At 42.4% G+C, this 20,558-nt stretch carries 14 protein-coding genes; 2 read left to right on the forward strand and 12 right to left on the reverse strand.

Going from position 1 to position 20,558, the window contains the following annotated elements:
• Positions 1 to 29: 29 nt before the first annotated feature.
• The 11 genes from araD1 to J2X69_RS18975 form a co-directional block, all read right to left on the reverse strand.
• Entirely contained in the window at positions 30 to 1,043 is a 1,014-nt protein-coding gene (gene araD1 / locus J2X69_RS18925) for an AraD1 family protein (protein ID WP_310106892.1), read from the reverse strand.
• Positions 1,044 to 1,078: 35 nt separating this feature from the next.
• Positions 1,079 to 1,873 (reverse strand): SDR family NAD(P)-dependent oxidoreductase, encoded by a 795-nt coding sequence (locus J2X69_RS18930; RefSeq protein WP_310106894.1) that lies wholly within the window; start codon positions 1,871 to 1,873, stop codon positions 1,079 to 1,081.
• A gap of 2 nt (positions 1,874 to 1,875) precedes the next feature.
• Positions 1,876 to 3,045 (reverse strand): enolase C-terminal domain-like protein, encoded by a 1,170-nt coding sequence (locus J2X69_RS18935; protein WP_310106896.1) that lies wholly within the window; start codon positions 3,043 to 3,045, stop codon positions 1,876 to 1,878.
• A gap of 63 nt (positions 3,046 to 3,108) precedes the next feature.
• Entirely contained in the window at positions 3,109 to 4,821 is a 1,713-nt protein-coding gene (locus tag J2X69_RS18940; protein ID WP_409014447.1) for a GH39 family glycosyl hydrolase, read from the reverse strand.
• Between the two features lie 247 nt (positions 4,822 to 5,068).
• A complete protein-coding gene (locus J2X69_RS18945; protein WP_310106919.1) occupies positions 5,069 to 6,748 on the reverse strand; it encodes a GH39 family glycosyl hydrolase in 1,680 nt (559 codons plus the stop codon).
• 251 nt (positions 6,749 to 6,999) lie between these two features.
• Entirely contained in the window at positions 7,000 to 7,680 is a 681-nt protein-coding gene (locus J2X69_RS18950) for a DUF3823 domain-containing protein (protein ID WP_310106898.1), read from the reverse strand.
• A 16-nt stretch (positions 7,681 to 7,696) separates the two neighbouring features.
• Complete coding sequence (locus J2X69_RS18955) at positions 7,697 to 9,616, reverse strand: RagB/SusD family nutrient uptake outer membrane protein (RefSeq protein WP_310106899.1); 1,920 nt, start codon at positions 9,614 to 9,616, stop codon at positions 7,697 to 7,699.
• Positions 9,617 to 9,635: 19 nt separating this feature from the next.
• On the reverse strand, positions 9,636 to 13,076 hold the full coding sequence (locus J2X69_RS18960) for a TonB-dependent receptor (RefSeq protein WP_310106901.1): 3,441 nt from the start codon (positions 13,074 to 13,076) through the stop codon (positions 9,636 to 9,638).
• A 154-nt stretch (positions 13,077 to 13,230) separates the two neighbouring features.
• A complete protein-coding gene (locus J2X69_RS18965) occupies positions 13,231 to 14,328 on the reverse strand; it encodes a FecR domain-containing protein (protein ID WP_310106903.1) in 1,098 nt (365 codons plus the stop codon).
• A 323-nt stretch (positions 14,329 to 14,651) separates the two neighbouring features.
• A complete protein-coding gene (locus tag J2X69_RS18970; RefSeq protein ID WP_310106906.1) occupies positions 14,652 to 15,245 on the reverse strand; it encodes a sigma-70 family RNA polymerase sigma factor in 594 nt (197 codons plus the stop codon).
• Positions 15,246 to 15,436: 191 nt separating this feature from the next.
• Positions 15,437 to 16,450, reverse strand: a complete 1,014-nt coding sequence (locus tag J2X69_RS18975) for a dipeptide epimerase (RefSeq protein ID WP_310106908.1) — start codon at positions 16,448 to 16,450, stop codon at positions 15,437 to 15,439.
• Between the two features lie 92 nt (positions 16,451 to 16,542).
• Between J2X69_RS18975 and J2X69_RS18980 the strand changes: the two genes are divergently transcribed.
• The gene (locus J2X69_RS18980; RefSeq protein ID WP_310106909.1) at positions 16,543 to 18,027 is read left to right on the forward strand and encodes a M14 family metallopeptidase; all 1,485 of its coding nucleotides are present in this window, start codon (positions 16,543 to 16,545) and stop codon (positions 18,025 to 18,027) included.
• Between the two features lie 130 nt (positions 18,028 to 18,157).
• Positions 18,158 to 18,889 carry an SIMPL domain-containing protein gene (locus J2X69_RS18985; protein WP_310106910.1) on the forward strand — a complete coding sequence of 244 codons (732 nt, stop codon included), beginning with the start codon at positions 18,158 to 18,160 and terminating at the stop codon, positions 18,887 to 18,889.
• On the opposite strand, the gene J2X69_RS18990 is transcribed toward J2X69_RS18985, so the two are convergent.
• A complete protein-coding gene (locus tag J2X69_RS18990; RefSeq protein ID WP_310106912.1) occupies positions 18,886 to 20,472 on the reverse strand; it encodes a hypothetical protein in 1,587 nt (528 codons plus the stop codon). The two genes, J2X69_RS18985 and J2X69_RS18990, sit on opposite strands and share 4 nt — an antisense overlap.
• Positions 20,473 to 20,558: the final 86 nt, after the last annotated feature.

The following is a 20,558-nucleotide window of genomic DNA, read 5'->3' on the forward strand; positions in this document are numbered from 1 at the left end:
GAGAACTCTGAGATCGAGTGTTTCTTTCGTTACAACTGTGTGATCACCGGAGGAACTTGTTTTTCCGGATTTATAACCTCTACCGAATTTTGCAAGGCTCTTCCCAGCCCATTCCACTGAATGGACATCTTATCCTCATTTTCCAGCATAACCTTATTTCCAAAGCTGAAGGCATCTGCCCCGAAAAAGTGAACATGAGCCTGTAGAGGAATTCGATGTGAATCATATTTAAAATGATGAAACTCCAGGTTCGCCAAGTTGTGGCACATATTCTTTTGTCCCGAGTTAATAGCTGAATTCCAAATAGTCTGGCCGTTGCGGGAGATGGATACTTCGCCGCTATAGCTTTCAAAATCCGCATCAATCACCGCTTCAGGGCCAATAGCACATTCCCTGATTTTTGAAGGGGCCAAGTAGAGGTAATTGGCTTTTTCCATCACATGGTCCGAAAATTCATTCCCTGTACTGAGGCCAATTCTCCATGGTTTTCCGGCTCTATCGATAATGTAGAGCCCGGCAATTTCCGGCTCTTCTCCTCCATCATTGGCAAAATACGGCACTGTCAGTGATTGTCTGTGGGCTCTTAGCACAGCTCCGTTTCCTTTATAGAACCATTCCGGCTGTACCCCAATCTCACCTGGAGTAGGCGAACCGTCTTTCACACCCATTTGATACATCCGTAAGCTATCGGTAGGCTTTTCCTCCAAATCCCCATGCATCATCTGTCTATTCAATGCGCTGTTGTGATGGGTCAGTCCTGTTCCCGAAACCATACAGTGAAAAGGAGACTCGGGATGATCAAATGAAGGGAGAAGTTTCCATTCACTTTTTCCCTGATACACCGTGGAATAATCAAGTGTTTCATCTGACAAGCTGTCAAGAATAAGCGACTTCAAATTCTGTCCGTTGTCCAGAGCGCTCAAGGCAAGCTCATAGACAGCCCGGAACCCTGTTAGAAATACCAGTTCCGGTTCCCGGACCATGGCGATCCTCCGGCCATGTGCAGGATGAATTACTTGTACCAGTCTTAGTTTATTTTCCATTGTTGAATTGAGTTTGGGATTAAGGTCCGGAAACACTATTGTGCTACCCAGCCACCGTCGATTGAAAATCCTGCCCCTGTGACATAGCCGGATGCGGGACTAGCCAAGTACAGGGCCAGCCCTCCGATCTCATGGGGTTCGGCCCACCTGCCCATGGGTATTTTTGAAATAAAAGCCTCAAATTTCTCTGCGTCATTCTCTAGTGGGAGATTTAGCTCTGTTGCAAATGGTCCGGGAAGAATGGCATTGACTGTAATTGCCTCTTTGGCCACTTCCATGGCAAGGGATCTGGTCAGTTGTAGGATAGCACCTTTGCTGGTAGCATAAGGAGTTCGCTCCGCAAAAGCAGTCAGAGAAAGCATGGATCCGATATTGATGATGCGGCCATAGCCATGCTTCTTCATGATAGGAACCACTTCTCTACATGCCAACCAAGCACCTGAGACATTTACTTCTTGCACCTTATTAAAATCCTTCAGGGAAATTTCCTCTATAGGTCCCCGTATATTTATCCCGGCAGAATTGATCAATATGTCAATCTTCCCAAATCTCTTTACAGTATCCGATACGGCTTGCTTTACACTGGTTTCGTCTGTGACATCACATGCTACACTCATCGTCTCGGCACCGTAAGCCTCTCGGATAGCATCCGCTGCCTCCTCATTTTCCTTGATGGCTCTTGCGGCCACACAGATGGCGGCTCCTGCCTCTGCCAGTGCATTAGCCATAGCCCTTCCCAGCCCGCGGTTGCCTCCAATGATAAGTGCTGTCTGTCCCGTAAGCTTAAAAAGCTCCAAAACACTTTTGATGTTGCTATTAGTCGTTGTCATACTTATTCTGTGATTTCAAACTGATCAATAAATTCTTCCTTAAGTGTAAGGCCTACACCTGGTAGGGAATCGTCCAACTGTAGGCAGCCATTTTCGGCTATAGCTTCTCCATCGAAGATGTACCAGAACATCTCATTTCCAACCTCAATTTCTGTCTGCGGAAAATACTCAGCCATAGGACTCGCAAAGGAGCTCATGACTACATGTAGATTGTGCATCTGTCCTCCATGGGGAATTACTTCTATTCCGTGTGCATGGGCTAAAGTGCATATCTTTTGAGCTTCGGTGAATCCTCCTACCCTGTTGGTATCAAACTGGAAAATATCCAGGGCTTCTGCCTGAATGAGGTCATGAAATCCATAGCGCGTATATTCATGTTCACCTCCTGAAAGTGGTATCTCTGTACTTTTTCTCAGCTTTGAGAAATTGTGGATTTCATCAGGAAGCAATAATTCCTCTGCCCACCTCAATCTATAGGGTTCCAGCGCTTTGAGAAATTGCTTGGCATAGGAATAATTAAATCCCATATAGGCTTCCATCATAATTTCTACTTCATCGCCTACAGCTTCCCTGACTACCTTCACCATTTCTACATTTTTCCGCATACCCGCAGCACCCTCGGTAAGTGGATATCCACACCTCAGCTTCATTCCCAAAAAACCCTCGGATTTATAATGAAGTGCCTCTTGCTGAAGACTGTCCAGATCTCGGGTATATAACCTACTATAATAGGCCGGGATCACTTCTTTTGTTCTTCCTCCCAGCAGCATAAACACAGGCTGGTTCATATGCTTTCCCTTGATATCCCATAGTGCAATATCCAATGCACTTATTGCAGCCAATGCGGCTCCTTTCCTTCCATAGGCAACAGATGACCTATACATTTTCTCAAATAAGTATTCTGTATTAAGAGGATTCTCACCAATCAACAGCTGCTTTAGTTTAGAGTCTATGATCAGTTTGCAAACGTCTGGGCAAAGCCCCGCATTTCCGTATCCTACATGGCCTTCATCAGTATGTATTTCTACTACAAGCCAGCTGAAAAAACGGAAGGGAGCCTGAGAATCTTTTTGGAAAGGCAGCATGCTTAGGGGAGTTGCAAAAATGGTATCACTTGTTTTTACAGGTCCTTTCCATTGATACAGTTTAGATTTGATGGCGGTTATTTTCATTTTCTTTAAGTAAAGATTTTGAGAGTGAATTAATAATAATCTGAAATGAGAGGTGGAAGCAACTCACCAGTCTATTTTTAGCAAAGACACACCTTGACGGGGAAGGAAAAATTCTGTATTGAATTCACCTTCATCTATCGTAATGGACCGTGGTTCACCCATTGTCTCCAGCTTGCCTGACTTTTCGAGTTCCGCTACCTGAGCCTGAGATGGATTCTGGGGTGAGCCCATTTCCTTCCATACCTGATAGGAATTGCTGGTCTCATCATCAATCCTGAAATGGGTCAAAGTGACCTTCTCTGACGGTACTCCATTAACATTTAGGTTTATTGAAGCAAATTCTCCCTTAGCATCTACATCATGATAATTCCAGATCATTACTGCTGCAGTATTGGCTGCTTTGGAAATTGAAGCAAGAGCTCCAATGTCTTCCCAGTTTCGGATGCTGGTATTTACCACCGAGTCCAATCCGTACATTTGATCGGAAACCACCTGCACACGCTTGCCTTCCATCATGGCAAACATTCGAAAAACATTCAGAACCGGTTTGTCTACGCCATTGGTAGCCAGATCACGAAAACCATGAAACCAAGGCTGATCTTCAAATTCAAACGACCAAGTCACGGCTCCTTTGAAGTTTACTCCATACTTATCTGCCAACTCATATTTCCTGGCAAATGAAGCAGCTGTATAGCTTGAATACATCGTCCCATTTCGGTAGGCATTGGAAGGATTGGTAGTTTCTCCGCAGGCCGCACAGCCTTCGGGGTCAGATTCTCCAATGATGATAGGTAGGTCTTTGAACTTGGGATAAGAGGCCACTATCTTAAAACCCTCGTCAAAGTTTCTGAGATGCCTACCCATATCCATTTGTACTATATCGTCCTCTATTAGACTTGGAGCACCTTTGGCGTGGAACAAAATAGCATCCAGAGGTGATCCTATTTCGCCTGTAGCATAGTTCGTCCCTGTGAGGCAATGCTGCAAGAAAGCATACAAAAATCTAGCACCTCTGGCACTTCCCGGTCCGGTATCATTAGCTCCCCCCATCTGAGCAGTGGGAAGGGCGCGCTTCACCGCATCGGCTGTATAATCGTACAATTTCAAAAATTCGTCTATTGTCCCGCCCCAGTAAGGTGCATCAGGTTCGTTCCAAAGTTGCCAATACCAGCTTTCCACTTCTTCCTGACCATACCTGTCTACACTATGTTTCACCCACTGGAAGATAAGCTCCGCCCACTTGTCGTAATCATTGGGAGGAAATCTCCATCCGGTATGGATATCACCGTAAGGGTCTCCGGGCTTCCAAAAATGTTCGTAAGGTTCGGGCTGAGTGGAGAGTACTTTGGGCATAAACCCGATTTCAACCAATGGCTTTGCTCCATTCTCAATGTAGGTGTCAAAAATCTTATCAATGATGGTCCAATCATACACAGGGTTCCCATTTTCGTCTTCTGTATAAGCGTTGGTAGAGCCCCATTTAAACCTAGCTGTCCCATCTCCCGTGGTGAGCAGGTTATGCGCACGATAGTATACCGGGACAGGACTAAACTCGCCTATCTCGGCGATCAATTTCTTCCCGTCTTTCATATAGGTATAATTGGGCTCATCGTAGCCAAAAAATGACCATACAGGCTCCATTTCCCCTACCTCTTCGTCGAGATCCACGGAGATAGTTACAGCTTGGACTCCCTCATTCTGTGCCCGTATCTCACTCACAACTAAAGTAAATACCATAGAGAGTGTGATTCTTAAGGCTTTATTGTCAAATACCATTGTATAATTTTTAAGCGTTAATTCATGTGATTATTATTGTTTTCTATTGGCCATTCCGAATAGTCGGGGCAGGCTATGGAATCCCTGCCTGGCAGGCAGGTCGCATGGTAAATAATCATTCCAGTGTGTGTTCCCGTAGGTACGGGATCATGCCTGCCTACCGTCAGGCAGGCTCGATTTCATAAAAACCAGTGGGCTGATTTTCAATGCGGAGCAGGCGATCATTGTGAAACATTGCCAGCGCTGATCACCACGACAATCTCACCAATGACACCCCCTGGCTAGGCAGCTCAAATTCCACTTGGGCTTTACCGTCCTCTACTTTAATCCATTTGGGTGAAGTGATAAGCTGAAGCTGCCCGGCTTCTTCCAGTTCCGCAATCTGCTTTTGGGTTGGGTTTTGAGGTGAGCCCATATCCTTCCATGCCTGATAGGAATTGCTGTGGTTTTTGTCCACCCGGTAATGATGCATCAGAACCTTGTCTCCCGGAATGCTTTCAAAGCTTATTGTGACAGGTGCCATAGCTATCTCCTTGTCATCATCATGGTAGTTCCAAACCATAGCTGCAGCAGTATTTTTATCGATAGAGGCAAAAGCATTGATATCCTGCGCTTCTCCCCGTACACTGGATTTTAGGATGCTGTCGAGACCGTAGGCCAATGTTCCATGATTTTTCCCGCCAGAAACCGACACGCGCTGTCCACCCATCAAACCAAACATCCTGAACACATTCAGCACGGGCTTGTCAACACCATTGGTAGCCATATCCCGGAATCCGGCAAACCATTTTTGATCTTCAAATTCAAATCCCCAGGTTACAGCCCCTAAAAAATTGACTCCGTGGCGGTCTGCAAGCTCGTATTTTCGGGCAAAAGAGGCTGCCGTGTAACTGGAATACATGGTGCCATTTCTATAAGCATAGTGCGGATAGTCTTCCTCTGAACATGCAGCGCAACCTTCCGGGTCGGATTCTCCGATTATTATAGGCAAATGCTTCAAATTAGGATAAGAGGCCACTATTTCAAATCCACTATCGATGTCATTCAGTTGACTACTGATACCCATCTGTACTACCCCTTCAATCAATTTTGGGCTTCCTTTGGCGTGGAACGTAATAAAGTCCAGAGGAGAACCGGTTTTTCCTGTCGCATAGTTTTTACCTGAAGTAACGTGATCCAAAAAGGTAGTCAAGAACTCTGCGGCTTTGTCCCATCCCGGTCCCGTGGTTTCGGGGCCGCCTATTTTCGCAGTCGGCAAGGCTCTTTTAACCGCGTCAGCAGTGTAATCATAGAGTTTGATGTACTCTTCGGTCGTGCCTCTCCAATAGCCGATATTTGGTTCATTCCAAAGTTCCCAATACCAAGACTCCACTTCTTCCTGTCCATACCTCTCCACGCTGTGCGTGACCCATTGAAAGACCAATTCAGCCCACTTATCGTAATCTTTGGGAGGATAAGACCATCCTGTATAGATATCATTATAATCAGCCCCGGGCTTCCAATAATGGCGATAAGGTTCTGGCTGTGTAGACAATGCTTTAGGCATAAAACCGATCTGAGCCATAGGCTTCATACCACGTTCGATATAGGTATCGAAAATTTGATCTATTACCGTCCAATCATAGATGGGATTTCCATCACTATCCTCAGTATAGGCATTTGTAGATCCCCATTTCAATGCTGCCCGGGGTCCTTCATCCGTCACCAACAAGCTATGAGCTCTTACGTACACGGGTACAGGACTGAGATCTGCTATTTCTGAAAGTAGTTTTTTGCCATCTTTCATATAGGTGTAGTTGGGCTCATCATAGCCCCACCAAGCCCATGCAGGCTGCATAGCTCCTATTTCATTGGAAAAATCAATCTTGATATGTACACTTTCCTGATTATCGGGTGTTACATCCTGACCATAAGCAGTACCCACCATAGCCAGGCTGAGACCTAGGGATAATAGGTAATCTCTTATTTTTAAATGGGATAAATGAGATTTATTGTTCATTGTTAATTAGTTTGATGTTATTGAAGTTTGGCTGAAAAAAGGACTGAATAGAAAATAATATCCCTATCGTCCTATTTTTCATAGACGTGCTGTGCTAATCGAAATACACTGGTATTTCCCCTATATCTGTGCTTCTAGGGAAGTACCAATTGATTTTCGGGTCTGATCCGCAAAGGACTTCAGTCCACTAGTATCTGTTGGGGAGATGAATAAAGTAATTCAGGGACATCCTTGACCTTTACTCCCAATCGTGCGAAGACATAGCTTTTATCCGACACTGAAGAGGGGATAGTCACTTGTATAGAAAAGGTATCAGAAAGGTCAGCCATCTCATCAGCATTAAGGGTTGCATTTGCCACGTTGATATTTTGATCTACAATGGTAGTCTTGCCCAGATAAAGCCGGACAAACTCCAGATTTTCTTGGGCGCTCACCTGACGGAGATTAAAATCAGCAGTGATCTCCGAACCACCATTATTCTGAAAATCAACATTTTCTAAGGTGTAATATGGGCTCACGGGTACATTTAGCTCCGCACTCCCTTTGACCTGAACATTTATAGTATCTGAATTATACACCCATGGAGCTCCTCTAAGCATGGTAAGCTTATAATCGCCATCAAAAACCTTTGCAGAAAATGTCCCATCCTGATTCACGTAGATGGGAATCTTGGTGAACAGATCGTAGCCGGGTTGCCATAGCTCCAATTCCACACCATTAGACCGTACATTGATCGGCATGCCTTCATATACCACCTGACCACTTATGATTGATTGAGGTGGTTCATAGTTATCAAGTTCACAACCACTGATAACCACTAGCATGCCTAGCAATAAATATAAATTTATTTTACAGTTCATTTTTTTAGAGTTAAGGTTAATGGAATGGATTTCTTACTATTTCAGGATTATTATTCAACACCTCCTGAGGTACCTGTGAGTAATAATTTCCAAGCCTGAAAAATCTTGGAGCCACTTGCCGGGGAGCGGGAAATTTATCATACACATACTTTCCGTGATTTGGATGGCCCGGATGGACAATTCTGTAGCCAAACAATGAATAGTTCATGGCATCCTCGCTAGCTAAGTTTCCATTCCATACCTGATGGGCAATTCTCCAACGCTTGAGATCCCAGACCCTGTGATCTTCAAAAGCCAATTCTACTCTTCTCTCGTTTCTGACTCTATCCAGTGTAAGCGATGCTACAGTCAAGCTTTCAGGGTTAAAACCAGCTCTTTCTCTGAGTGCATTATAAAAGGAGACCGCTTCTGAACTCAACCCCAATTCGAACGCCGCTTCTCCGGCGTTCAAATACACTTCCGCCAATCTAAACCATACCCACCATACATCACTTTGGATAGAACTGGTGGCGCCACTTGGAGAAGGATCGATATATTTTCTAAGGTAAAAACCTGTGGCAGAGACATAATTCTCATTTCTCATGGGACCATCGGCTCCTACAAGAGTGCCATTATCAGAGTAGGTAGAGTTTAGCGTACCTTCCATCCGATCATACTTATTTGAACCCTCATTCCATACATAGACACCTGCTTGCAGATTGATGGGCTGTCCTGCAAAAGTTGTCCCCGGATAGATGATCGTGCCATGGAGCCTTGGATCCTTATTCTCAAATATATCCTGCGGCTGATCGTAGAAAATCCAGTTTTGCTGACCTGCTGCCGTATTGCTGCCCGTCCCCACTCCTTTCAGCCTACCGTCAGATCCGTCTAAATACTCGTAATCTTCTACCAAATTGAGCGATGGGGATATGGCTGACGAACCCGATACATTCGCTACATCCAATCGTAAAGACCGGGGAATATTATTCAACGTAAATGGATGTCTCAATCCTTGGGAAGCACTATAGTCTATGACCAGTATCGCCTCGTTGTTATTGGATTTTTGAGTGACAGCTTCATAGAAATTCTCTCCCGGATGTGGGTTGTTTTGATATAAACTATACACATTACTGTCAATGATCTCCTTGGCTGCCTCGAGTGCACTGGTGTAATAATCATCCGCACGGCCGGAGGGAATTCCTACCTCCCCACCCGGTAATTCAATGGGATTCGTTGAATTATATTTGGCTAAGGAACCTGCATAGAGCATTGCCCTACTTTTCAGCGCCAGTGCGGTGAAGCCATTTGCCCTAGTCTGACTTCCTGAATTTCCCAGCTTGTCTTTGATCTCATCCAATTCATCTCTGATGAAATCATATACAGCTTCCTCAGAATCTCTCGGACGACGAAGGGGAGATGGATCACCACTGAAATCATAAATAAGCTGAGAAGTAATGATGGGAACGCCTCCCATACGCTTTACCAATTCAAAATAATTTAAGGCTCTGAGAAACCTCAATTCTGCAATGAACTGCTCTTTTTGAGTTGGATTTACTTTTGCAGATTCTGTTTTATCAATATTTTCAATTGCCAGATTTATATCCCTGATCAGGGTATAATTCCAGAGGCTCCACCTAAGGAATGGATAGTTTATTATATTATTTCTGATTTCGTAATCAAAATTGCTTACCCCTGACCAAATCGCTTCATCATAGGCTGCATAGTCTTTCCAGCCACAGTAAACGTCTGTACTCCCGCAATTGCCGGTTTCTGTAAAATCTGTGTGTTTTGGCAATCTGCTATATATATCAGAAATAACACTTGTGATCAATTCAGGATCACTCCATACCTGCTCGTCTGTCAAAATAGTCTGCGGCTCCCGTTCTAACCAGTCTGCACAGGATCCTAACCCTAAAACAGCAAGAGCTATTAATAAGTAGTTATATATACTTTTCATGAGTGTAGTCATTATGGGTTTAAAGTGTAATATCAAAGCCAACAGTGATTACCCGTTGAGTAGGGTATCTCAATCCTGAATCAATGGCCAATTCGGGATCTAGACGGATGTCTTTCATATTATCAAAACTGAAGAGGTTGGAGCCATTCATGTACAGTCTGGCTGCATTGATCCCCACGGAACTAAGTATTTTTGGTGGAATGGAGTAGCCCAACTCCACTCTCTTAAGACGTAAATAATTAACATTTCTCCTCCAAAAATCGCTTTGCCTGTAATTTGCGTGGCCTGAATTTTGGCGGTGAACAGGGTATTTTCCTTCTATCCATTCACTATTTGGATCATACAAATCTGCTCTGTGCCAGCGATCATTCAGCAGCCACTCAGGCGAATTATGCCCTCCCTGAAAAGGAAATTTGAGCTCTAAGTTCTGGCTGAATGAGTATAAACTCCCTCCGGAAAACCCAAAGGAAAAATCGATTCCCTTATATTCCACGGACCCATTGATACCATAGGATAGAATTGGATTATCATAGAGATTATAGCCAATGGGACGCATATCCATTTCGTTAATTATTCCATCATCGTTGGAATCTTTGTAAATAAAGTCTCCGGGCAACAGGGTTGTATTTCCCTGACCGTCATTATTGATTAAATGATTGTCTATTTCTTCCTGCGTCTTAAAACGTCCAATCACCTCATAGCCAAAGGATACACCTGCCCATCTATCCTGAGTACCATTTCTATATTCATCCCATGAATTACCAAATCTTGGCAGATATGGATCCAGTATCCTACGACGTGCCAGCGTAGCATTCACTCCGATGGTGAAAGTCAGAGGCCCATTTCCTCCCCGATAATTGAGCATACCTTCCGCTCCCCGAAGCGCTTCCGATTCTAAATTTTCCAGTGGCAGTGTATACCCTACTTCGCTGGGAAGCAGCACATCGTACTTGGCTGCAGGCAGACCTGTTAGCCTTCTTTCAAAAAGATCAAATTCACCGGAAAGTTTGTTGTCAAAAACAGAAATTTCCAAGCCTATATTCGTCGTGGTACTTTTGGCCCACGACAGGTTGGTGACCGGAATCCCTCTTGGTCTAGCTCCTGTCACCACATTTCCGTCTAGGAGATATTGACTTGTTCTGAAGTCCGCTCCTGCCAGATAGCCCCATGGGGTAATGTTAACCTCCTGCCCTGCTTGTCCCCAAGATCCTCTCAGCTTGAGTTCGGTAAGAAATCCAAATTTCCCTTCCATAAACTCCTCTGCAATGATCCGCCAACCTGCAGAAATTCCCGGAAATAACCCCCAGCGCTTATCCGGATCATAGAGATAAGAGCCATCATATCTTCCCAACAGATCCAGAAGATACTTTTTCTTATAATCGTAAGAGAACTTGCCCACATATGAAGTCCGTGCGGAAGTAGCCCACGTATTTTCGAAATTATTCAGCTCGATAAAATTGATCAGAGGAGAGTAATTATTTGAAGGGACGGCTTCTACGCCTGCAAAATCAGTTTCTGTATCCGCTATCTCAAAAGCCAATACCCCGGAAATGCTGTGGTTGACGAAATCCCTGGAGTAAGACAATTGAATTTGAGAAAATTGCTCGGTAATAATTGTCCTGTTTTTGGTTCTGAGGGGACTGGCAAAACCATCCGTGACCATGTAATTATCTGATTCAGGATCATAGATGTAAGCATCATAGCTGAATCGCTGTCTTTCGAAAGTATTCAGTTTTCTGGAATGGGAATAAGTAGCCCGCGCTGTAAGTCCAAAATCAAATTCATATTCTGCGAAAAAGTTACCGGTGAAGTTTGACCATTGATCTTCCTGAAAGCCAGCCACCTCTCTAGTAAATGTGGAAGGCAATCTTGTAAGAAACCTTACATTCCCATTTACATAATTGGGGTTTCCATTGGCATATATGTTCTCCATAGGCCAGGAACTATTCGTGCCCAGAAGTGCATTCCAAATCGGATCATCTCGCCCGGGTATAGCCACATTCTCTCTGTTCTCAACTCGTGCACTGATCTGGGTGCCCACTGATAATCCCTTGTGCAGCCTTGCCTTTAGGTTTGCCTGGATATTGGTTCGGTCAAAAGAATGGCCTTTTAACACATAATCCTGATTTACATGTCCGGCAGAGAAGAAATAGGTGATGTCCTCAGATCCTCCTGAAGCACTGGCATTGAGGGAATATTGGCCTGCATTGGGATTGTTAAACACATTGTCATAATGGTTGTATGACTCATATCCCGGTTCGGTACCCAGCCTCCATTTTTCCAATTCTTCCCTAGAGATGGTTGGTGTTTGTCCTCTATTTTGTTCGATCTCCGCCTGCGAGCGCTTGAAAGTGTAAGCATTTGCCGGAGGGTCAAATGGAAAGCGGGTGTTATTCTGGATTCCGTAGTATCCATTGAGTCTGATCACAGGAGGTTGATTGGCCTTTCCCCTTTTTGTGGTCACCAATACAACCCCGTTTGCCGCCCTTATTCCGTAAATCGCCGCAGAGGCATCTTTAAGAATGGATATTTTATCAATATCGTTAATATTCAAATTATTGAATTGACCGGAGGTCTGGGGGATTCCATCTATGACATACAGAGGATTTCCCATATTCCTAATCTGCAACTGGGTATTGGATCCTGGTCTGGAATCACCCTCATAGGAATTGGTCGTTCGGGACGTTAAACCCGGAATCCTTCCTACCAAGGCTTCCGCTGATGTGGTAGCGGTGGTTTTCTCTATATCCTTGGAAGTGACTGCACTGATTGCTCCGGTCATCTGGATCTTTTGCTGGGTACCATACCCTGTCACGACTATCTCATCAAGTGAGGAATCATCGTACTCTAAAACCACCTCTACGTTAGTCTGATTTCCTACCAATATTTCTTGGGTAAGGAATCCTATAAATGAAAATCTCAGCGTTCCTCCTTCGGGCACATTAATGCTAAAAGCCCCATCTATATCTGTTGCGGTTCCTTGGGTTGAGCCTTTGACCAATACACTCACACCCGGCAAGGGTTCTCCATCCGGATCCCGCACCACTCCTTTTATGAGCTCTCTAGGAGCTCTGGTAATTGGGGCACGATCTGTATGATCCGCCTTTTTTACATGGATGTTCCTGTCGACTTGTTTAAAATTAAGTTTGTATTGGGTGGCCATTTCCAACAATAAATTGTAAAGCGTCTTACCCTCGCTCTGAAAGGAAATGGGAGGAAGATCCTTAATCTCCCGTGTGGCAAAGACAAAATTGAACTCGGTGGCTTTTTCAAGTTTGTGAAAAGCTTCAACCGCCGCTACGTTGTGTAGGGAAAGATGAACCTGTACTTCGTCGATACTTTTCACCTGGGCATTGCCATTCCATGCCAAAAGAAAACTCATGGTAAGGCATTGAAAAACAAAGGCAATGAAGAATAACTTAGTCATGTATAGCACATGCTTTAATAGACATTTTTTCATATCTTTAGGGTCGTTTATTTAGGCTATTGTTATTGAATAAATGAACTGGGAATGGAATTATTTTACAGAATCGGTTCCATTCCACACTGATGGTCATGGGTGTTACAGCACCCGTGGCCATTTATTCTTCGGATTTAATTTCCCATAGGCAGGTTTATTTAAAGTATATTTTTACCTGATCTTTTTCTATCTCAAAATCAAACCTTGCCGAATAGCTTAAGCCTTCCAGCACGTTTTCTAAGGTCTGATCCTTAAATGCTCCCGAAACCTCTATTTCGTGTGAGCTCTCATTATACAAGTATATTTCTACACCATACCAGTTCTCCAACACCCTTTTAATCTCGGAAAAAGGGGTTTCCTTAAAGTAAATTGTCTTTGATGTCCAGGCAATAACCTGCTCCTCATTGAATAGAGCTTTGTTAGAGTTCTGGTTTTCTACATCTATGTTCAATGCTTCGCCCGGCATCAGACTAATCAGCATTTTATCCTTAAAATTGAGTTCAACCTCTACCCTGCCTGTTGTAAGCGACACATCTATAGGCAGCCCGCTATAAGCTTTGATATTAAATGAGGTGCCTATTGCGGTGGTCATCACAAGACCTGTTTTCACCCGAAATGGACGGGAACTGTCTTTTGCCACTTCAAAAAATGCTTCACCTTCCAATTCTACCTGACGCTGGTCAGACTCAAAATTTTTGACGTAGCGTAACCGACTACCTGAATTGAGAATTACTTTTGAACCATCACTCAAGGTTAAGCTAGACTTCACTCCCGGAGGAGAATTGAAATCCTCAATCACCACGGGTATTCCTGCTTGAAATTCGGCTTTTTGATGAAATGCTATTCTTGCCAAATACACCAGCATCACGCCCAGAACCAAAACGGCTGCTAATTTTAGGAGTTGATTGGCCTTTATGTATCTAAGATATTCCGGTTCAAAGTTCCTAATGGTACTCTCCGCATTCAATGGAACCGTATTGTCTTGTTCATCCTCTTGGTTTTGTTCGGCAGCTGTAGCTTTATGGATATTATTCCAAGTATTTTCCAGTCGCTCCGGACTCACCTCTTGGGTGTTTCTGGATAGATTTAGGATGATCTTCTTTGCCTGAATTATGTCAGGATACTTTGAAGGGTTTTCTTTTAGGTATTTTGTCCAATACTTCTTATTCGAATTTTCAGGAAAAAGTATCCAATTCCGGAAATCCGGATCCAGAACAAAATCTTCAACTTTAAAATCCTCCTTATTTCTCATATTATATGCATTCATATAAAGGAGTCCATATAAAGAGAAAACTATCCTTCCAAAATCAGAATATTTTATTTTTTCTGTAGAGGTTCGGTTCTGCCGTTAAACTGAATGCTTGAGGAGATGAAAAATCAGATAAAGAGATTAATCAATAATTGGAAAGCCGGACTAAGAAATCACTGTACAAACCACTGTTGACTGATCTCCGAGGCAATAAACCCGAATTATTCATTAGAAAATCTACTACGGCTTCAAACCGCCTCAAAAACAGTGGGAGAATGAATATCGTGGAGAAATAAAAATAGCGTAAGTAGTTGTGCTGATTCTTATTACAGCAGTATGGCAATACTTAGTAAGAACACCACTTTTTTCAGACTGCCAATTGCTTTCCAAGCCAAGGTATATACAGAGCTTAGGTTGATGCCCATCAAACTGGAAACCTCTTCATAGGAAAGCTTTTCGAAGAAAAGGAAAAGAATCACTTCCTTTTGCCTCATAGGGAGCGCATCGATAGAATTAGCTAATTTTTTTTTTACGTTTTCGTCCGTGTAGGCATCTATGATCTGAGTCTCGACAGACTCAATATAAAAATTCTCCTCCAGTGCAGATTCAATATCCTCTGTCAGAAATTTCTTTTCCCGCTTACTTTCCCTATACATTTTATGGGTAAGGGATTTGAATAGATAGACTTTTACATTGTCTGCTTTTTGTAAACTTTTATGGTATTTCCATAGGTCAATAAAAACCTCTTGTATGGAATCCTGCACAAAATTAATTTCATAACCCTTCGCACATCCGTACCTAAACAAGTCCTCGGAAAAATGACGGTATAAACCTTCTAACCCATTTCTTTCCCCATCTCTAAGCATTTTCCAAAGTGTATTTGGATCCCTAGAGGAAAAACTGTTTGTTTGGGTTTTCACAGTATAATTTTTGGGTTTTACTATCAATCACCCCAAATTAATACTAATGATAAGCAAAAACAAGAATAAATTTGGATTCCGATTTATTGGCTTAGACCAAATTATAGTTTCAAAGGGTTACCTACTAATCAGGTTAGGAGGAAAGCCATTCAGAATCCTGATCCCCATCTTTAGAGAGTTGCTCTATCTGCTCAACCAACCATTTCAGCGCCTATTCCATTTCCCTCAGGAAAGATTACTTTTTCAGGTGTGATTACAATCCCTTTAGCAGGATCATGTGAGAGCAGCATCGCTCCATCCATATCCACATAATCCAACAGGGGTGCTATATGCGCGATTGCCGTGATTCCTACAGAAGATTCTGTCATGCATCCCACCATGGTTTTCATTCCGAGCTTCTTTGCCTCATGGATCATTCTCAGGCCAGGAGTGATTCCTCCTGCTTTTACCAGTTTCACGTTGATTCCGTGGAAAAGCCCATGGCATTTCTTCACGTCAGCTTCTACTATACAGCTCTCATCTGCGATCACCGGAAGTTTGCTGTGCTTGAATACTTCCTTCATTCCTTCCAGATCATCCTTTCCCAGCGGCTGCTCCATAAATTCCACTCCCAGCTTTTCCAGCTCTACAGAATAGGCTATGGCTTGCTCCGCATTCCAGGCACAGTTTGCATCAATTCTGAAAATGGCATCCGTATGTTTTCTGAGCTCACGGATAATGGCCAAATCATCAGAAGTACCCAATTTAATCTTGTAGATCGGCCAGTGAACTTCTTTCATCTTTGTGACCATCTTTTCGACAGAATCTATGCCTATTGTAAAGTTGGTGATTGGAATATCGGAAGGGTTCAGCCCCAGCAGTTCGTATAGTTTTTGACCCTTCTTTTTTGCATAAATATCCCAAACCGCCATATCCAGTGCGCACTGCGCAAAGGGATTGTCTTTAAAAATTTCCCTCCCAAGATCCCAAAGTTCCTCCGGGGTTTCCCACTCAGCTTTTTCTACGATAGGCCTGAATTTCTCCAAACTTTCCATCATATTGGTAATGGTCATTCCATAGAAAGGATTTGTCGTAGATTCGCCCAATCCATAATATGCGCCATCTTGCAGTTTTACGATGAGGGTATCTTGCACATCCCTGCTTTGATGGGCGATGGTGAATGTATGTTTTAGCGGAAGATCTACAACTTGATAAGATATGTCCATTGTGGAAAATATTCGATTTGATGTAAAATTAAAGGCTTTACTCTTGTTTGACAGGCAGAATTACATTTTATTCAAGGTAAATAGAAAAAATTATGAAAGCCAGATTTAAACTTTCGAACAGCTTGTTTTTGCTGTTTTTAATTTTCGCTTTTAGTTGTAAAACAGCAAAAGTCTCAGCACCTGAAGTCACGGCTACTGTAGCGGCACTTGAATCAGCCTATTTCCAATTCAAGGAACCCGCTATCACACACAGGAGATTCAGGCATGCCGACCTTCAGCCCTTGATTCAGAAGCATTCGGTTGCTTTTAGGATCACCACACTTGGGGAGTCGGTGGAGGGAAGAAGCATTTCCAGTTTGGATTGGGGAACTGGCAAAACCAAGGTGATGCTATGGTCCCAGATGCATGGAAATGAAAGCACGGCTACGATGTCACTTTTCGACTTATTTAATTTTCTGGAAGCAAGTGGGGATGAATACGATGAACTACGGGATCTATTGAAATCAAAGCTGGATCTTAAGTTTATCCCAATGATCAATCCTGATGGAGCAGAAGTATTCAAAAGAAGGAATGCACTTGATATCGATTTGAATCGGGATGCTATTTCGCAGATTTCACCGGAAGCTGTGATCTTAAAAGGGGCCAGGGATAGTTTTGACCCTGAGTTTGGGTTCAACTTACACGATCAGCAGATTTATTATAATGTATCAGGCACCCCAAAGCAAGCTACTATATCCGTACTGGCACCTGCATACAATTATGATACAGATGTAAATGAGGTAAGGAAGAGGGCAATGCAGACGATCGTGGGAATGAATCAGATACTCCAAGATGTCATTCCGGGTCAAGTGGGAAAATATGACGATGCATTTGAGCCCAGAGCTTTCGGCGACAATATGACCAAGTGGGGAACAAGTACCATTTTGATCGAATCCGGTGGGTATCCCAATGATCCGGAGAAGCAGTACATCCGCCAGCTGAATTTTATGATTATCCTTAATGCGCTGGAGCAAATCGCTACCAAAGACTACGAACAGTACACTACTACACAATATTTTGAGATTCCTGACAATGATTTAAAATTGGTAGACTTGCTTCTCAATGAGCTGCAGATCCCGGCCAATGGAAAATACTTTCCTATGGACTTAGCAATCAGAAGACGTGAGAGTAGTGCAGAAGGCTCCTATTTCGTCACCGGATCGGTAGATGATCTGGGTGATATGCAGGTGTACTTTGGCTTGGAGGAATTTGATGCTTCGGGATTGAGCTATGGGGAGGGTAAAGTCTATGAAACTGTTTTTGAATCTGTGAATGACCTAGACAGGGCAAAAGCACTGGATCTTTTAAAACAAGGATATATAGCCGTGAAAATTAGCGCCGGCGCAAAAGATGAGTTGCATCAGCTTCCGATTTTGGTTTTAAAAAGTACTGATAATTTCCCTTTCGGCTGGAAAATGGGAGAATCCACTAATTTCTTTTTGGAGAAAGACGGGGTCCGAAAATATGCTGTTGTAAATGGCTATTTGATTGATCTGGAGAATCCTAAAGAGCAAGATCTCAAGCAGCGGGTTTATTAAGATTCTAGCAGGGACAAACCGGATAGGAAGGAACTTTCGGAAATCAATTTAATCCACAGTTAAACATTCTTAAACCCCGTCACTTGGCGGGTTATTTGTTACCTAGATGCTGGATCTAATTTTTACAACCATGAAGAACAATCTCTCCGCAATCCTTTTTGCCCTAGCAATCGTCATCGCATCAATAGTTCTCGGCAATGCAGTGATCAACCGAAACCGACCTCAGGGCACCATCAATGTCACCGGTTTGGGTGAAAGCAATTTCACCTCGGATCTGGTGGTGTGGGAAGGCAATTTTAGCCGTGAAAGCTTCGACTTGAAATCTGCCTATGCTGACCTTGAAAAAGACAAAAAGCTCGTAACTGACTATTTGATATCAAAAGGTATTCCTGCCGAGAAACTGATTTTCAATGCAGTAAACACCAATCCAAAATATCAGCAGAATTACTCCAATGACGGCAGATATCTCGGACAGACATTTGATGGATACACACTAAACCAATCCTTAAAGATAGAATCCAAGGAAATAGAAAAAGTAGAGAAAATCAGCCGTGAAATAACAGAATTGCTGAATCAGGGAATAGCCTTCTACTCCCAGTCGCCCCGCTATTACTACACAGAACTAGAATCTCTCAAACTGGAAATGATAGCCAAAGCGACCGAGGATGCAAGAATCAGAGCCGAACGGATTGCCGAAAACTCCAAGGGAGACCTCGGCAACCTCATCTCAGCGAATATGGGAATCTTCCAGATCACAGGCCAAAACTCAGGGGAAGATTATTCTTGGGGTGGCACCTTTAATACCGCCGACAAAAACAAAACAGCCTCCATCACTATGAAGCTTAGTTTTGAAGTGGATTAATTTAATATCTGACCCAAATCTAATTTTGTTATATAAAACTTTGACTTATTTCGCATGAATAAATATTGGTATCGATCATCTTTAAGATTAAATGAGTGATAGGATATTATTCTTTTTTTGAAGTCTTTATTCTTTTTGATGTTAGGAATGTAGCTTTCCTTATATTCCCCAAATTCATTTCTTATAGCATACTTTAAGTCAAAACTTTCAGTATCTAAAAACATTAAAATATCCTCTCCATCTACCATTCCATGTAGATACGAGCCTTGGATATAGGCGATATCCCCATTGAACTCTCTTTCAATAGTTGTGATAGAATTCAGTTGTCCATCTGAAATATTCATTTCAAAAATATCCCCTCCAAGCTTAACAGTTCGAGCAATTTCTGTTTTGCTAGATTGGACATAATAAGAATGAAAAAGTTCTGAAAATAAGCTGATGCTTCCATCGGAATTTATCCTTGAGAAATTCAAATTCAAGAATATGGCATTTGCTTTTGAAGATTTTTTCAAATATCCAGAAGCAATCCTTGCTATAGTTTGCCCTTTTCTAGGTAGGATTTGAGATATTTGACTTTCTGAAAATTCGATTTTCTGTGTTTTAATATCTTCAAAATTGTCTGACTCCATAGTATAAACTACTAATCCTCTTACAACATGATGCACGTTTTTCTCTTCTGAATAACTTGCTACACAAATGATATTTCTATTTTCGTCCTCATTAAGCAAGGCCCCTTTCAAAAAATACGACTCATCTTTTCCTATATGGGTGGACTGAAATTTCCCGGGTTCATCAGATATCTTTATAACATGATAGTTATATTCAGGCATTCCAAAATTTATTAATTTTGATTCCCCAATACGAATCAAAAAACTAATATTTCCATTTTGATCTATCAGTTCAGTACGACTTGTCAAGGCAGAGAGTCCCGATACTGCACTCAAAGTTGATGTGCTTGATTTGGCTTTAAGAGGTATGATGACTAGATTTTGCTTTAGTAGCTTGAATTCTGAATCAAAAGCAGCTGTAAACACCTTTGATTCCAATTTTCCTTCCTTGCTTGGCACTATAGAAAACAAGCCGAAAATACTTTTATCCGAAGATTCAGTTAAGTCAAAAGTGCCCCTTCTATCCATTCCTGACTCTGAAAAAATAAGATTCGCATTAGATACTTTCCCTGATTTAAGATCAACATCACCAATGAAGAGCTTAGTAGTTTCATCATTATAACTTGAGTAAGCTATTTTAAGGATATTTTGATCTTCCACAAAATGAAGAAACTCGACACTGTTTTTTGCGTCTGCAAGTTCTAATAAAATGGTTCTCTCAACTTCTAAATCCTGATTTACATAATCAATAGAAATCTCGGCTTTGATTCCCATAGGAATCCCATAAATAGCGACTCCCTTGGTTTTAGTCTTCAAAGCGTAAAAACCATTTGCATCATAACCTAGGATCGAATGGTATTGATCTCTCATTTTACCATCCAATTCTTTAATCGTATAAGGAATTTTATTTACTTGTGAGTAGGTTGGGCTAAAGAAACAGCTGACAACTATCAGCAGAATTAAAAGTTTTTTCATATGTTTATAATTTTTCTGTCACTTCATTTTTATATTTTTAGGTAAGGGTAAGAAAACGCTAAGAAGTTAAATTTTCATATTCATGC

It is taken from the genome of Algoriphagus sp. 4150 (genome assembly GCF_031457395.1).
In the GTDB taxonomy this organism is placed as follows: domain Bacteria; phylum Bacteroidota; class Bacteroidia; order Cytophagales; family Cyclobacteriaceae; genus Algoriphagus.

Coding starts and splice junctions, on each gene's coding strand:
- J2X69_RS18940 (WP_409014447.1), bottom strand. CDS start 4,821: ATGGTATTTGACAATAAAGCCTTAAGAATCACACTCTCTATGGTATTT.
- J2X69_RS18985 (WP_310106910.1), top strand. CDS start 18,158: ATGAAGAACAATCTCTCCGCAATCCTTTTTGCCCTAGCAATCGTCATC.
- J2X69_RS18975 (WP_310106908.1), bottom strand. CDS start 16,450: ATGGACATATCTTATCAAGTTGTAGATCTTCCGCTAAAACATACATTC.
- araD1 (WP_310106892.1), bottom strand. CDS start 1,043: ATGGAAAATAAACTAAGACTGGTACAAGTAATTCATCCTGCACATGGC.
- J2X69_RS18930 (WP_310106894.1), bottom strand. CDS start 1,873: ATGACAACGACTAATAGCAACATCAAAAGTGTTTTGGAGCTTTTTAAG.
- J2X69_RS18980 (WP_310106909.1), top strand. CDS start 16,543: ATGAAAGCCAGATTTAAACTTTCGAACAGCTTGTTTTTGCTGTTTTTA.
- J2X69_RS18945 (WP_310106919.1), bottom strand. CDS start 6,748: ATGGTGGGTACTGCTTATGGTCAGGATGTAACACCCGATAATCAGGAA.
- J2X69_RS18935 (WP_310106896.1), bottom strand. CDS start 3,045: ATGAAAATAACCGCCATCAAATCTAAACTGTATCAATGGAAAGGACCT.
- J2X69_RS18965 (WP_310106903.1), bottom strand. CDS start 14,328: ATGAGAAATAAGGAGGATTTTAAAGTTGAAGATTTTGTTCTGGATCCG.
- J2X69_RS18950 (WP_310106898.1), bottom strand. CDS start 7,680: ATGAACTGTAAAATAAATTTATATTTATTGCTAGGCATGCTAGTGGTT.
- J2X69_RS18960 (WP_310106901.1), bottom strand. CDS start 13,076: ATGAAAAAATGTCTATTAAAGCATGTGCTATACATGACTAAGTTATTC.
- J2X69_RS18955 (WP_310106899.1), bottom strand. CDS start 9,616: ATGAAAAGTATATATAACTACTTATTAATAGCTCTTGCTGTTTTAGGG.
- J2X69_RS18990 (WP_310106912.1), bottom strand. CDS start 20,472: ATGAAAAAACTTTTAATTCTGCTGATAGTTGTCAGCTGTTTCTTTAGC.